This is a genomic window from Brachybacterium avium (assembly GCF_002216795.1).
Taxonomy (GTDB): domain Bacteria; phylum Actinomycetota; class Actinomycetes; order Actinomycetales; family Dermabacteraceae; genus Brachybacterium; species Brachybacterium avium.
Map to the genome: position 1 here is coordinate 2,928,048 of NZ_CP022316.1, position 13,820 is coordinate 2,941,867.

Here is a 13,820-nt window from a genome sequence, read left to right on the forward strand (position 1 = left end):
AGTGGTCCGAGCCCTCTTGTCGGCCGGACCGAGACAGGAGAAATGTGGCTAAGGTCCGCGTCCACGAGCTCGCCAAGGAGCTCGGACACCCGAGCAAGGTCGTTCTGCAGAAGCTGCAGGACATGGGCGAATTCGTTCGCTCCGCCTCCTCCACCATCGAAGCGCCCGTCGCGCGGCGTCTGCGTCAGGAGCTCCCCGCCCAGAGCGGCGACGATGCCCCCGCAGCGAAGAGCGACGCCGGTGCGCCCTCCAAGGCCTCCGGCGCCCCCAAGCCCGGCGGTGCCCCTGCGCCCAAGCCGGGCATGAAGCCGGCTCCGAAGCAGCCGGTCGAGACCGCTCCGCAGGCGAAGCCCGACCCGGCGCCGGCCCCCGCCCCGCAGAAGGCGGAGGAGCCCGCACCGGCACCGGCACCCGAGAAGCCGGCACCGGCCCCGAAGCCCGGCGCCGAGAAGCCCGCACCGAAGCCCGGCGCCGAGAAGCCGGCATCGACCCCCAAGCCCGGGGGCGAGCGTCCCTCGCCCCGTCCGGGTGCGGCACGTCCCGGCAACAACCCCTTCGCCAGCTCGCAGGGCATGCCCCGCCCCGGCGCCCGCAAGCCGGGCCAGGGCGGCGGTCGCCCGCCGCGCGGTGAGGGAGGCCCCCGTCCCGGGAACAACCCCTTCGCCAGCGCACAGGGCATGCCCCGTCCCGGGCAGCGCTCGCCCCGCCCCGCCGGCGGCGACCAGGCCGGGAGTCGTCCCGCCCGTGAGGGCGCCCCGCGCCCGAGCGGCGGTCGTCCCGGGATGCCGACCCCCGGCATCATGCGCCAGCACTCCAGCGGCGGCCTCGCCGAAGCGAACCAGGGCGGCGGCGGTCGCGGCCGCGGCGGTCGTCCCGGCCCCGGCGGCCCCGGTGGGCCCAGCCGTCCCGGCGGCGGTGGCGGCGGTCCCCGCGGTCGCGGCGGTCGCGGCAGCACCCAGGGTGCCTTCGGCCGCGGCGGCAAGCCGGCCCGCTCCCGCAAGTCGAAGCGTGCGAAGCGTCAGGAATTCGAGCAGCAGCAGGCTCCCGCACCGGGCGGCGTCTCGATCCCTCGCGGCAACGGCCAGTCCGTGCGCCTGCGCCGCGGCGCCTCGCTGTCCGATTTCGCCGATCGCATCGACGTCAACCCCGCATCGCTGATCACGGTCATGTTCGCCATGGGCGAGATGGCCACAGCGACCCAGTCCCTCGACGAGGTCACCTTCGGCCTGCTGGGCGAGGAGCTGGGCTACAAGATCGAGATCGTCTCCCCGGAGGACGAGGAGCGCGAGCTGCTCGAGCAGTTCGATATCGATCTCGACGCCGAGCTCGAGGACGAGGACGATGCGGACCGCATGCCGCGTCCGCCCGTCGTCACCGTCATGGGTCACGTCGACCACGGCAAGACCCGCCTGCTGGACACCATCCGCAAGGCGAAGGTCGGCGCCGGTGAGGCCGGCGGCATCACCCAGCACATCGGTGCGTACCAGGTGGAGGTCGAGCACGAGGACAACGACCGCGCGCTGACCTTCATCGACACCCCGGGCCACGAGGCGTTCACCGCCATGCGTGCCCGCGGTGCGGATGTCACCGACATCGCGATCCTGGTGGTCGCCGCGGACGACGGCGTGATGCCCCAGACCATCGAGGCGCTCAACCACGCCCAGGCGGCGCACGTCCCGATCGTGGTGGCGGTCAACAAGATCGACAAGCCCGATGCCAACCCGGAGAAGATCCGGCAGCAGCTGACCGAGTACAACCTGATCGCCGAGGAGTACGGCGGCGACACGATGTTCGTGGACGTCTCCGCTCGCGAGAACCTCAACATCGATGCGCTGCTGGAGGCGGTGCTGCTCACCGCGGACGCCGCTCTCGAGCTCAGCGCGAATCCCGACAAGGATGCGCGCGGCGTGTCCATCGAGGCGAACCTCGACAAGGGGCGCGGCCCGGTCGCCACGGTGCTGGTCCAGCAGGGCACCCTGCGGGTCGGCGATGCGATCGTCTGCGGCAGCGGCCACGGCCGAGTCCGTGCGATGCTCGACGAGAACGGCGTGGCCGTCGACGAGGCGGGTCCGTCCCGTCCGGTGCAGGTGCTCGGCCTGACCTCGGTGCCCGGCGCCGGCGACTCCTTCCTGGTCGCCCAGGACGAGCGCACCGCCCGCCAGATCGCGGAGAAGCGCGAGGCCGCCAAGCGTGCCGCGTCGCTGTCGAAGGTCCGCAAGCGGATCAGCCTCGAGGACATCAACCAGCACATGGCCGACGGCAAGGTCGAGACCCTCAACCTCATCCTCAAGGGTGACGCCGCCGGTGCGGTGGAGGCTCTCGAGGAGTCGCTGCTGGGGATCGAGGTCGGCGACGGCGTGGATCTGCGCATCATCGACCGCGGTGTCGGTGCGATCACGATGAACAACATCAACCTCGCGGTCGCCTCGAACGCCGTCATCATCGGCTACAACGTCCGCGCGGAGGGACTGAACGCGGACTACGCCGACCGCGAGGGCGTGGAGATCAAGTACTACTCGGTCATCTACAACGCCATCGACGAGGTCGAGTCGGCGCTGAAGGGCATGCTCAAGCCGGAGTACGAGGAGGTCGAGCTCGGTACGGCGGAGATCCGTGAGATCTTCCGCTCCTCCAAGTTCGGCAACATCGCCGGCTCGATCGTGCGCAGCGGCCTGATCAAGCGCGGTGCGAAGGCGCGCATCACCCGCAACGGGGTGGTGATCGCCGAGAACATCGAGGTGGCCGGGCTGCGTCGGTTCAAGGATGATGTCACCGAGGTCCGCGACGGATACGAGTGCGGTATCAACCTGGGCTCGTACAACGACCTCCAGCTCGAGGACCTCATCACCACCTACGAGATGCAGGAGAAGCCCCGCATCTGATGCTGGAGCGGCCGGGCATCCCGCGGGATGCCCGGCCGCGACCCGCGGGGGAGGAGTCCACGATGGCCCAGCTGACCCTCGTCCTGCGCGCACTCTCGGCCGACCCGGCGTGCATGCAGACCGCGGGTGGGCGCGCCCTCACGGGGGCGCTCGGGGCCCGTCGCCCGCCGCCCTCGGCGTGGCGGCCGGGATCGAGGTTCCGCCCGTCACCGCCACCGCTGTCGCCACTGCGACCGCGCCGGTGCCGTGCTCACGTGAGCTGCCCCCACGAACCACCTCGCGTCGAACAGCTCGCCGCTGATCAGGAGACCAGACCCCATGAACGACAACCCCCGTGCCCTCAAGCTCGCCGACCGCATCAAGGTCATCGTCGCGACCATGCTCGACAGCCGGGTCAAGGACCCGCGCCTCGGATTCGTGACCATCACCGATGTGCGCGTCAGCGGTGACCTTCAGCACGCCACCCTGTTCTACACCGTCTTCGGCACCGACGAGGAACGGGAAGGCACCGGTGCAGCACTGGTCAGCGCCACCGGCATGCTCCGCCGTGAAGTCGGCCGGCAGACCGGCGTGCGCCTGACTCCGACCCTGGAGTTCATCGCCGACGCGGTGCCCGAGAACGCCCGTGTCATCGAGGATCTCCTCACCGAGGCCCGCAGCCGGGATGCCGAGCTCGAGCAGGCCAAGGCCGGTGCCACCTACGCCGGGGAGTCCGACCCGTACCGCAAGCCGCGCGAGGAGGACGAGCTGGAGGAGGAGCCGACCAGCTCGGACGACGAGCACGGCCGCGAGCAGGCGTGACCCGCTCCCCGCACGGCATCCTCCTGGTCGACAAGGCCCCGGAGCGCACCAGCCACGACGTCGTCGCGCGGGTGCGCTGGCTGCTCGGCACGAAGAAGGTCGGCCATGCGGGAACCCTGGACCCGATGGCGACCGGGCTGCTGGTGCTCGGCGTCGGCCAGGGCACGCGTCTGCTGACCTACCTGGTGGGGCTGGACAAGACCTACCGGGCGAGGATCCGACTGGGTCGGGCCACCACCACCGATGATCGCGAGGGCGAACCGCTCGGGGACGTGGTCGATGCCGCTGCCCTGACCGAGGCGGAGATCGAGCAGTCGCTGACCGCCCTGCGCGGCGACATCGCTCAGGTGCCCTCCACCGTCAGCGCCATCAAGATCGACGGTCGGCGCGCCTACGCACGGGCTCGCGCCGGGGAGGACGTCGAGCTCGCCGCCCGTCCCGTGCGGGTGTCCCGCTTCGAGGTGACCGGCCGTTCCGTCGACGGTCCGTTCCTCGACCTGGACTCCGTGATCGACTGCTCCTCAGGCACCTACGTGCGCGCCCTGGCGCGCGACCTCGGGGCCGCGCACGGCGTGGGCGGCCACCTCACCGCACTGCGGCGCACCGCGGTGGGACCGTTCGCGGTGCAGGACGCCCGGCACGTCCCGGCACGTGGGGAGGGGGACGACGTCGAGCTGCCGCTGCACGGCCTGGGCACCATCGCCGCCCGTGTGCTCCCCACTCTGGCGGTGGACGACGAGCAGGCGGCCGGCCTCGGCACCGGGCGCCGGATCCGCTCCGACGCGGCTCCCACCGCCGCACCCCTGCCCGAGCCGTTCCCGGGGAAGGACCTCGCCGCCCAGCCCCGACCGGTTGCCGCCCTCGACACCGCCGGGCACCTGATCGCGATCCTGGCCGAGGAGGGCTCCTCCTGGCGGCCCCTGATGGTGGTCCCGCTCGACGCACGCTGCTGAGGACTTCGGGTTCCGGCTGCGCCGCCGAGGAGGACGGATCGCACCGCCCACGGAGGCCACCGCGGAGAGTTGATCAGCCACTACGTGGAGGTGCCCGTCCCGACGATCGTCGGGACGGGCACCACATGCTGCTGGAGCGGCGGCTGCGCCGGGAGGACTCTCAGTAATGGACTGCGGTCAGTAGTGGACCACGGTCTTGGTGCCGATGCTCGCCCAGTCGTACAGCCACTTCGCATCGGAGACCGGCATGTTGATGCAGCCGTGCGAACCGGAGTATCCGAAGGAGGAGCGCCAGGGGGCACCGTGGAAGCCGTAGCCGCGGTGGAAGTACTGCACCCACGGGACGTCTTCGGTCAAGTAGTACTTCGGATGGTCCTCGGGTAGTACGCGCCGTTGGTCATGTCCTGACGGTCGTAGCGCAGGTAGATCTCGAAGGTGCCGGTGACGGTCTCGTTGCCGGGCTTGCCGTCGACGATCGAACGCGGGCCCCACACCGGGGTGTCGCCGACGTAGGCGGTGACCGTCTTGTTGGAGAGGTCGACGTCGATCCACTTCTCGCCGGTGGGCTTCTCCGCCGGGGGAGTGCTCTTCTCCCCGTCCTTCTTCTTCTCGTCCTTCTCGGGCTTCGGGGCATCGACCTGCTCGACCTCGGCCTTGATCTTCGTGGACTCGAAGGCAGCCTCCAGAGGGGTGATCCCCTTCAGGGCGGTGATCAGCTCTTCGGCGATCGCGTCAGTGTTGGTGACCTTCAGACCGTCCTGCTTCTCGGCGACGACCTTGACGACCTCGCCGTCCTCGTCGATCTGCTCGATCCCGTCCTCCGCTTCGACGGAGTCCTGCTCGGCACGGGCGGAGACCCAGCCGCGCACGGCCTCCTCGTCCACGGCGATGCTCAGCGTCTGCCCGTCCTCGGCCGGGACGACGGAGATCCAGCTGTTGCGACGCTCGGCGGAGACCTCATGGGTCTCGCCGTCGGCACCGGTGATCGACATCGGCTGCTCGAGCAGCGTGGAGATGGAGCCGACGACCTCCTCCGCCTCCTCGGTGGTGATCGTCGGGGCGATCTGCTCGATGGGCTGCTCGACCGAGAAGTCCTCGAGCGCGGGCGCGTTCTCGGTCACGGCGGCGACCAGGGGCTCCGGATCCACGCCCTGGCCGTTGCGGCCGGGCTCGGTGGTCCAGGCCTGCTCGTCCTCGTCGAAGGTGACCGCTGCGTCGACCGGCGTGCTGCGGTCCTCGGGCACGAGGCCCTCGGCGAACGCGGCGGCGGCCGCCTCGTCGACGGTCACGACCGGTTCGACCGCGTACTCGCCCGACCAGGTCGAGGAGAGCACGCCGGTGAAGGAGTCATCGCGTCCGACAGCGGCCTGCGCGGTGGCGGAGGCATCGACGTTCACACCGAGATCCGCGAGGCTCTTCTCGAGCTGCTGGTCCCCGGCGGTGACGGTGACCGTCACCCCGTCGGTGCGCTCGGCGACGAGGGCGGCGATCTCCTCCGGGGTCTGACCGGCGACGTCCTGACCGAGCACCGTGGTGCCCGGGAGCGCGCGGCCGTCGAACTGCTTGGCGTAGGCCAGTGCACCACCGGCGAGGACGACGGCGATGACGGCGAGGATGGCCACCAGCAGGATTGCGACCCGGCGACGGCCGTGACGGCCGGTGGGTCGGGACGGGCCGCCCGGCGCGGCCGTATCGGTCACGTTCGTCATGGAAATTGATCCGTTCTCGGCGGCCGTCGTGACTGCCCCCGCTGCTGTATGCGGGAGGGCACAGGGGTCCCTCCCCGGCGCCGCCTTGCCCTCAGACTAACGGAGGGGCATTACCGCACGATATGGGGAATGGCCAGAGGTTCGTCACAGATCTGCAACTGGTGCGGCCGCCGCGGGAGACCCGCTCGCACGGCTGGGCTGTGCGAGCTCGTCCTGGCGCGGCGCGACCGGTTGTGCCCGGTCCAGTGCGCCCGGCGCACTGCTCGTGGCTCGTCGGGCACCTCGGTGGGCACCATGCCGCCGGCCCACGGGCGCTACAGTGTGCACCGGCGATCCTCGCCGCGGCGTCTTCCCGGCGCCCCGAGCCCCTCGACCTCCGCGCAAGAGCGCCTCAGGCCCCCGGAAGGACATGACCGCGTCGTGACCCGCGTCCCCATCTGGCACTCCGTCTCGGAGGTGCCCGCTGAGCTCGGACCCACTGCGGTCTCGATCGGCAACTACGACGGGGTCCACCGAGGCCACCGGTTCGTGCTCGACCAGCTGCGCCATCATGCCGAGACCCGCGCGCTCGCGCCGGTGGCCCTCACCTTCTGGCCGCACCCGCGGCACGTGATGGGCGATCCCGGCCGCACCCCGCTGCTGACCGGCCACGAGGACCGGGACCGCCTGCTCCTGCTGGCGGGGATGCACGGGGTGCTCGACCTGGAGTTCACCGTCGACTTCGCGCAGCACTCGCCCGAGGAGTTCGTGCGCGTCTTCCTGGTCGAGGGTCTGGGCATGCGGTGCGTGGTGCTCGGAGAGGATGCGCTCTTCGGCCGGGCGAACTCAGGGACGATCGAGACCATGCGCGAGCTCGGCGAGAAGTACGGGTTCGAGGTCGTGACCGTCGACGAGCTCGGCCCGGACGGCGCCGGCACCGGTCGCATCTCCTCCTCGGGGATCCGCCGCGACCTGCTGGACGGGGACGTGGCCGCCGCGAACCAGGCGCTGGGTCGGCTGCACACGGTCACCGACGTGGTCCGCCACGGCTTCCGCCGCGGGCACGAGCTCGGGTTCCCGACGGCGAACCTCGGCCCCGCCCCGGCCGGGCTGATCCCCGCCGACGGGGTCTACGCCGGGTACCTGACCGTGGCCGAGCAGGAGCCCGCCCACCTCGGGACCCCGCCGCTGGCCGGTGCACCCGCCACCATCTCCATCGGCACCAACCCGACGTTCGAGGCCGACGGAGCCGATGGCGCTCCCCGTCGCACGGTCGAGGCCTATGTGCACGATGATCACGACCTGGATCTGTACGGGGACCTGGTGCGTCTGGAGTTCGTCGACTATCAGCGGCCCACGCTGAAGTTCGACTCCGTCGAGACGCTCATCGAGCAGATGGACAAGGACGTCGAGGTGACCCGCCGCACTCTCGGCGCAGAGCGCTCCCGGCCCGGCATCTCTGGCTGATATCCTGCCCGAGCCGTCTTATCGGCCGCGGAGAGCGATTCCGCCCCATTCGTCGCATCGTCCCTCGGGCCGGAGCACGGCGGGGCCCGCTCGTCCCAGAGCCCGGACACGAGGTCCCGGAGCGCCGCGCAACGACCCAGGAGAGCCATGGCCTTCGACACCGCTACGAAGCAGCAGATCATCAAGGAGTACGGGACCACCGAGGGCGACACCGGTTCGCCCGAGGTCCAGGTCGCGCTCCTCACCCATCGGATCAACTACCTGACCGAGCACCTCAAGACCCACAAGCACGATCACCACACGCGTCGCGGTCTGATGCTGCTGGTCGGTCAGCGCAAGCGCCTCCTGCAGTACCTGCAGGGCGTCGACATCGAGCGTTACCGCTCGCTGATCAAGCGTCTCGGCATTCGCCGCTGACGATCGCCGCCGCTCGCCCCTGAGGGCGGGCGGCGGTTTCGTGTGCCCGCCGTCCCCGGACGGCGGGCGACCCGTCCACCGCCCCGACCAGGTTCGGTCCTCGGCAGTGGCCCTCGGAGCAGGAGACCCGGAGAACCGGGTGCCCGGCAGCCGCGGGTGACTGACGAAGGCCGCACCGGCAGGGCACCCCCTCATCCAAGGAGAGTCCCATGGCCATGGAAGGCCCCGACATCACCGCCACCACCGCAGTCATCGACAACGGCTCCTACGGCCGTCGCGAGATCCGCTTCGAGACCGGGCGCCTGGCCCAGCAGGCCGCCGGCGCCGTCGCCGTCTACCTCGACGACGACACCATGGTCTTCTCGGCCACCGCCGTGTCGAACAAGCCCAAGGATCACTTCGACTTCTTCCCGCTCACGATCGACGTCGAAGAGCGCATGTACGCGGCGGGCCGCATCCCCGGCTCGTTCTTCCGCCGTGAAGGTCGTCCCGGCACCGATGCGATCCTGGCCTGCCGCCTCACCGACCGTCCGCTGCGCCCGGCCTTCGTCAAGGGCCTGCGCAACGAGGTCCAGGTCGTGCTGACCGTCATGGCGAACGCTCCCGAGGACGCATACGACGTCGTCGGCATCAACGGCGCCTCCGCCTCCACCCAGATCTCCGGCCTGCCCTTCAACGGCCCGATCGGCGCGGTGCGCATCGCGCTCATGCCGAACGCCCAGGGCGGCGGCCAGTGGGTCGCGTTCCCGACCTTCTCGCAGCTCGATGAGGCCGTGTTCTCCATGGTCGTCGCCGGGCGCATCGTCGAGGACGAGGCGGGGAACCAGGATGTCGCGATCATGATGGTCGAGGCCGAGGCCACCGACAACGCCTGGACGCTCATCAAGGAGCAGGGCGCGATCGCCCCCACCGAGTCCGTCGTGGCCGAGGGCATTGAGGCCTCCAAGGTCTTCATCCGCAGCCTCTGCGTCGCCCAGCAGGAGCTGGCCGCCACCGCCGCCAAGCCGGTGCGCGAGTTCCCGCTCTTCCTGGACTTCCAGGACGACGCCCACGACATCGTCGAGGCGGCTGCCGCCGAGCGTCTGGCCGAGGTCATGTCCATCGCCGCGAAGACCGAGCGCGAGGAGCGCACCGAGCAGCTGCTCGGTGAGCTCACCGAGGAGCTGGCCGGCGAGGGCAAGCAGCTCGAGGGCCGCGAGAAGGAGGTCTCGGGTGCCTTCCGTGCGCTGACCAAGCAGGTCGTGCGCAAGAAGGTCCTCACCGACGGAGTCCGCATCGATGGGCGCGGACTGCGCGACATCCGTGCGCTCTCCGCCGAGGTCGAGGTGCTCCCGCGCGTGCACGGCTCCGCCCTGTTCCAGCGCGGCGAGACCCAGATCATGGGCGTCTCCACGCTGAACATGCTGAAGATGGAACAGCAGATCGACTCGCTCGGGCCGGTCACGCGCAAGCGCTACGTGCACCACTACAACTTCCCGCCGTACTCCACGGGCGAGACCGGACGCGTCGGATCCCCGAAGCGCCGCGAGATCGGCCACGGCATGCTCGCCGAGCGCGCCCTGGTCCCTGTCCTGCCCACCCGCGAGGAGTTCCCCTACGCGATCCGTCAGGTCTCCGAGGCGCTCGGCTCCAACGGCTCCACCTCGATGGGCTCCGTCTGCGCCTCGACCCTGTCGCTGCTGAACGCGGGTGTGCCGCTGCGCGCTCCGGTCGCCGGCATCGCCATGGGCCTGATCTCGGACACCGTGGAGGGTGAGACCCGCTACGCGGCCCTCACCGACATCCTCGGTGCCGAGGACGCCTTCGGCGATATGGACTTCAAGGTCGCCGGCACCGGTGAGTTCATCACCGCCATCCAGCTCGACACCAAGCTCGACGGTCTGCCGACCTCCGTGCTCACCGGTGCGCTGTCGCAGGCCCATGAGGCCCGCCTGGCGATCCTCGGCGTGCTCGGCGAGGCGATCGACGCCCCGGATGAGATGAGCCCGCACGCCCCGCGCGTCCTCGCGGTCACCGTCCCGGTCGACAAGATCGGTGCGGTCATCGGCCCGAAGGGGCAGATGATCAACAAGATCCAGGACGACACCGGTGCTGACATCACCATCGAGGACGACGGCACCGTCTACATCGGCGCCACCGACGGGCCCTCGGCGGAGGCCGCCCGTTCGGCGGTCAACGCCATCGCCAACCCGATGGTCCCCGAGATCGGTGAGCGCTACCTCGGCACCGTCGTGCGCGTGGTTGACTTCGGCGCCTTCGTCTCGCTGACCCCGGGCAAGGACGGACTGCTCCACGTCACCCAGCTGCGCAAGCTGAACGACGGCAAGCGGGTCGACAACGTCGAGGACGTCGCCAAGGTCGGTCAGAAGATCGAGGTGGAGATCCGCGAGATCGACGCCCGCGGCAAGATCTCCCTCGCCGTGATCGAGGACGAGGCCGAGGAGACGCCCGCGGAGGGCAGCTCCGCGGAGTGATCCACCTGCCGGCCCCGGTCGGCACCCCAGGACGGGGAGGCATCCGAGCGGATGCCTCCCCGTCCTGCCTCTGCGCCCTTCTGCGCCACCACTGCCGGCTGCTGGCCTCGGCCACCGGCGCGTCGCAGTGACGCACCGCTCGCCCCGCACAGCCCCCTGCCCGTGGAACAATCGAGTGATGCCTCTCGACCTCTCCTACGACGACCCCGCCTCCGATGTGCTGCTGGATCCCGCCACCGGCGTGCGCCGCAGCATCCTGCCCGGGGGCGTGCGTCTGCTGACCCAGACCGACCGCAGCGTGCGCAGCGCGACCATCGGCCTGTGGCTGCCGGTCGGCTCCCGGGACGAGACCCCCGCCCACGCCGGCTCCACCCACGTGCTCGAGCACCTGCTGTTCAAGGGCACCCGGCGCCGCAGCGCGATGGACATCGCCACCGCCTTCGACGAGGTGGGAGGGGACTCCAACGCGATCACGGCCAAGGAGCACACCCTCTACTTCGGCCGCGTCCGCTCGACCGACCTGCCGATGGCCGTGGACGTGCTCACCGACATGATCACCGCCAGCCTGCTGGAGGACGAGGCGCTCGCGACCGAGCGCGAGGTCATCCTCGAGGAGCTCGCCATGGCGGAGGACGATCCGGGGGACATCGGCTACGAGACCTTCCTCGCCGACGTGCTCGGCCCCGACACCCCGATCGGCCGTCCCGTCGGCGGGACCCCCGCGAGCGTCGAGGCGCTGACGATCGACGACGTCCGCACCCATTTCGCCGAGCACTACCGACCCGGCAACCTCGTGGTCACCGCCGTCGGCGACCTCGATCATGACGATCTCGCCGGCATGCTCCAGACCGGACTGCGCCGCGGCGGCTGGGAACTCGCGGCCGGCGCACTGCCGAAGCGCCGCCCCCGCACGGCGCAGCCCGAGCCGTCCGGCGCGGGCCTGCTCGCCGCCCCGGCCGACGTCGCCTCGCTCGCGCCCCACCGGCTCGATCGACCCAGCGAGCAGAACCACATCTACCTCGGCGGCCAGGGGCTCACCGCGCTCAGCGAGGACCGCCACGCGCTCTCGGTGCTGATGTCGATCCTCGGCGGCGGGATGTCCTCGCGCCTGTTCCAGACCATCCGCGAGGATCGCGGCCTGGCCTACTCCGTCTATTCGTTCAGCGCCGGGTATCACGATGCCGGGCTGTTCGGGATGTATGCCGCCTGCCGACCCGGCCGCACCACCCAGGTCGTCGAGCTGCTCGCCGAGGAGCTGGCCCGGATGGGGGAGCAGGGCATCGACGACCTCGAGCTCTCCCGGGCCAAGGGCCAGATCACCGGGTCCTTCGCCCTCGGCCTCGAGGACACCAGCTCCCGGATGGGACGACTGGGCACCCTCGAGCTCGTCCACGGCCGCTACACCAGCGTCGATGAGACCCTGAGATGCATCGGCGCCGTCGGCACCGATGATGTCAGCGCGCTCGCCTCCCGTCTCGCCGGCTCCTTCAGCACCCGGGTCGAGGTCGGCCCCGAGAGCTGAAGCGCCCCGCTCCGGAACCGCTGGACCGCCCCCAGAACCGTGCCACCACCGACCTGCCACCGCATCGAGGAGACCCCTATGACCGAGTCGCCGTCCCGCCCCGTCCGTGTCGCCGTCCTCGGCGCCTCCGGCCGCATGGGCACCGCCGCCTGTGCGGCCGTCGAGGACGCTCCTGATCTCGAGCTGGTCGCCCGCATCGGTCGCGGTGACGACCTGGACACGGTCGCCGAGGCCGGCGCCGAGGTCGCGATCGACCTCACCGTCCCCGCGGTGACCGCGCAGAACGTGCACTGGTTGATCGAGCACGGCATCCACGCCGTCGTCGGCACCACCGGCTGGAGCGACGAGTCGCTGGGCGAGCTCCGCGCACAGCTCGAGGGCGCCGATGGGGTGGGTGTGCTGATCGCCCCGAACTTCGCCATCGGCGCGGTGCTCGCCATGCGCTTCGCGGAGATCGCGGCCCGGTACTACGAGAGCGCCGAGATCATCGAGATGCACCACCCGGACAAGCTCGATGCGCCCTCCGGGACGGCGACGCATACCGCCGCAGCCATCGCCCGGGGTCGTGCCGCGGCCGGGCTCGGCCCGGTCCCGGATGCCACCGAGAAGGATCCCGCCGGTGCTCGCGGTGCGGTCGTGGAAGGCGTCCACGTCCATGCCGTCCGCCAGCGCGGCCTGGTCGCCCACGAGGTCGTCCAGTTCGGTGGGGTGGGGGAGCAGTTCACGCTGCGCCACGACTCCTTCGACCGCATCAGCTTCATGCCCGGGGTGCTGCTGGGCGTGCGCCAGGTCGCCGCGCATCCGGGCCTCACCGTGGGCCTGGACGGCTACATGGACCTCGGCTGAGCCGGGCGAGCACATGAGGGAGAAGATCTTCGTCGCCGCGCTGGTGCTGATCACCGCGGCCTATGCCTGGGGACTGGGCTGGATCGCCTGGGGCTTCGTCCGCGCCGGCAGCGTGCTCGGCTACGGCCTGGCGCTCGGCATCACCATCCTGCTGCTGCTCACGATCTGGGTGACCTGGCGCGAGATGCTCTTCGGACTCGGCTCCGGGCGCCTCGCCCGGCAGTACGAGCCACCGGCCGAGGCCGACGGCGAGGACGCCCGGGCCGAGTTCGAGGCCGCCCGCACCGCGATCCAGGACGGTCCCGAGCACGACTGGCGCGCCTGGTTCCGCCTCGCCCTGGCCTATGACGCGCTGCGAGATCGCAAGGGCGCCCGGATGGCGACCCGACGCGCCATCATCGAGCACCGCGGCTGAGGACGGCATCCCGGCGGCAGCGCGCCGGTGGCCGTCTGCGGGAGGGACCCTGCCGGTGACTGCGTGCGGTTGTCCGTCTGGCGGTGACCGGGTGCGAGGGTCCGTCTGGCGGTGACCGGGTGCGAGGGTCCGTCTGGCGGTGATCGGGTGCGTGGGCGACGTGCCGAGGAGTGGCGTCGGTTCCCCCTGTATCTCCCGCTGCGGAACGATATCGGGGGAATAGTGCGGCGTGTTTCGAGGCTCATGCCGCGGTCGGGGTCCACGCAAGGCCCAAGACTCGAGGCGCAGCGCCGAACAGGCGTACAGCAGGTGGAAGGATCGGCTCCGAGGATCCACTGCGGCGACCACGCCCCGA

Annotated in this window: 11 protein-coding genes; 9 read left to right on the plus strand and 2 right to left on the minus strand. The window is 70.9% G+C overall.

Features of this window, described 5'->3' with window-relative positions; genetic code table 11:
* Positions 1 to 44: 44 nt before the first annotated feature.
* The 3 genes from infB to truB all read left to right on the plus strand — a co-directional run bounded on the left by infB (position 45) and on the right by truB (position 4,636).
* Positions 45 to 2,882 carry a translation initiation factor IF-2 gene (gene infB, locus CFK39_RS13140; protein ID WP_089065837.1) on the plus strand — a complete coding sequence of 946 codons (2,838 nt, stop codon included), beginning with the start codon at positions 45 to 47 and terminating at the stop codon, positions 2,880 to 2,882.
* Between the two features lie 318 nt (positions 2,883 to 3,200).
* On the plus strand, positions 3,201 to 3,683 hold the full coding sequence (rbfA, locus tag CFK39_RS13145) for a 30S ribosome-binding factor RbfA (protein WP_089065838.1): 483 nt from the start codon (positions 3,201 to 3,203) through the stop codon (positions 3,681 to 3,683).
* Positions 3,680 to 4,636, plus strand: coding sequence for a tRNA pseudouridine(55) synthase TruB (truB, locus tag CFK39_RS13150; RefSeq protein WP_089065839.1), 957 nt, complete (start codon positions 3,680 to 3,682; stop codon positions 4,634 to 4,636). The genes rbfA and truB overlap by 4 nt, the downstream gene beginning before the upstream one ends.
* A gap of 177 nt (positions 4,637 to 4,813) precedes the next feature.
* Here the strand turns inward: truB and CFK39_RS17535 are convergent, their stop codons facing one another.
* Both CFK39_RS17535 and CFK39_RS17540 read right to left on the minus strand, forming a co-directional pair.
* Positions 4,814 to 4,993 (minus strand): L,D-transpeptidase, encoded by a 180-nt coding sequence (locus CFK39_RS17535; RefSeq protein WP_245822640.1) that lies wholly within the window; start codon positions 4,991 to 4,993, stop codon positions 4,814 to 4,816.
* On the minus strand, positions 4,990 to 6,345 hold the full coding sequence (locus CFK39_RS17540; RefSeq protein WP_245822642.1) for a L,D-transpeptidase family protein: 1,356 nt from the start codon (positions 6,343 to 6,345) through the stop codon (positions 4,990 to 4,992). The genes CFK39_RS17535 and CFK39_RS17540 overlap by 4 nt, the downstream gene beginning before the upstream one ends.
* A 420-nt stretch (positions 6,346 to 6,765) precedes the next feature.
* Between CFK39_RS17540 and CFK39_RS13160 the strand changes: the two genes are divergently transcribed.
* The 6 genes from CFK39_RS13160 to CFK39_RS13185 all read left to right on the plus strand — a co-directional run bounded on the left by CFK39_RS13160 (position 6,766) and on the right by CFK39_RS13185 (position 13,465).
* Positions 6,766 to 7,791 carry a bifunctional riboflavin kinase/FAD synthetase gene (locus CFK39_RS13160; RefSeq protein ID WP_089065840.1) on the plus strand — a complete coding sequence of 342 codons (1,026 nt, stop codon included), beginning with the start codon at positions 6,766 to 6,768 and terminating at the stop codon, positions 7,789 to 7,791.
* Positions 7,792 to 7,938: 147 nt separating this feature from the next.
* The gene (rpsO, locus tag CFK39_RS13165; protein WP_089065841.1) at positions 7,939 to 8,208 is read left to right on the plus strand and encodes a 30S ribosomal protein S15; all 270 of its coding nucleotides are present in this window, start codon (positions 7,939 to 7,941) and stop codon (positions 8,206 to 8,208) included.
* A gap of 215 nt (positions 8,209 to 8,423) precedes the next feature.
* Positions 8,424 to 10,682 (plus strand): polyribonucleotide nucleotidyltransferase, encoded by a 2,259-nt coding sequence (locus CFK39_RS13170; protein WP_157697259.1) that lies wholly within the window; start codon positions 8,424 to 8,426, stop codon positions 10,680 to 10,682.
* A gap of 178 nt (positions 10,683 to 10,860) precedes the next feature.
* Complete coding sequence (locus tag CFK39_RS13175) at positions 10,861 to 12,204, plus strand: M16 family metallopeptidase (protein ID WP_089065843.1); 1,344 nt, start codon at positions 10,861 to 10,863, stop codon at positions 12,202 to 12,204.
* A 78-nt stretch (positions 12,205 to 12,282) separates the two neighbouring features.
* A complete protein-coding gene (dapB, locus tag CFK39_RS13180; protein WP_089065844.1) occupies positions 12,283 to 13,050 on the plus strand; it encodes a 4-hydroxy-tetrahydrodipicolinate reductase in 768 nt (255 codons plus the stop codon).
* A gap of 13 nt (positions 13,051 to 13,063) precedes the next feature.
* Entirely contained in the window at positions 13,064 to 13,465 is a 402-nt protein-coding gene (locus CFK39_RS13185) for a hypothetical protein (RefSeq protein ID WP_089065845.1), read from the plus strand.
* Positions 13,466 to 13,820: the final 355 nt, after the last annotated feature.

Excerpts from the sequence above, each read along its gene's own strand:
- rbfA (WP_089065838.1), top strand. The coding sequence starts at position 3,201 with ATGAACGACAACCCCCGTGCCCTCAAGCTCGCCGACCGCATCAAGGTC.
- CFK39_RS13185 (WP_089065845.1), top strand. The coding sequence starts at position 13,064 with ATGAGGGAGAAGATCTTCGTCGCCGCGCTGGTGCTGATCACCGCGGCC.
- CFK39_RS13170 (WP_157697259.1), top strand. The coding sequence starts at position 8,424 with ATGGAAGGCCCCGACATCACCGCCACCACCGCAGTCATCGACAACGGC.
- rpsO (WP_089065841.1), top strand. The coding sequence starts at position 7,939 with ATGGCCTTCGACACCGCTACGAAGCAGCAGATCATCAAGGAGTACGGG.
- CFK39_RS17540 (WP_245822642.1), bottom strand. The coding sequence starts at position 6,345 with ATGACGAACGTGACCGATACGGCCGCGCCGGGCGGCCCGTCCCGACCC.
- CFK39_RS13175 (WP_089065843.1), top strand. The coding sequence starts at position 10,861 with ATGCCTCTCGACCTCTCCTACGACGACCCCGCCTCCGATGTGCTGCTG.
- dapB (WP_089065844.1), top strand. The coding sequence starts at position 12,283 with ATGACCGAGTCGCCGTCCCGCCCCGTCCGTGTCGCCGTCCTCGGCGCC.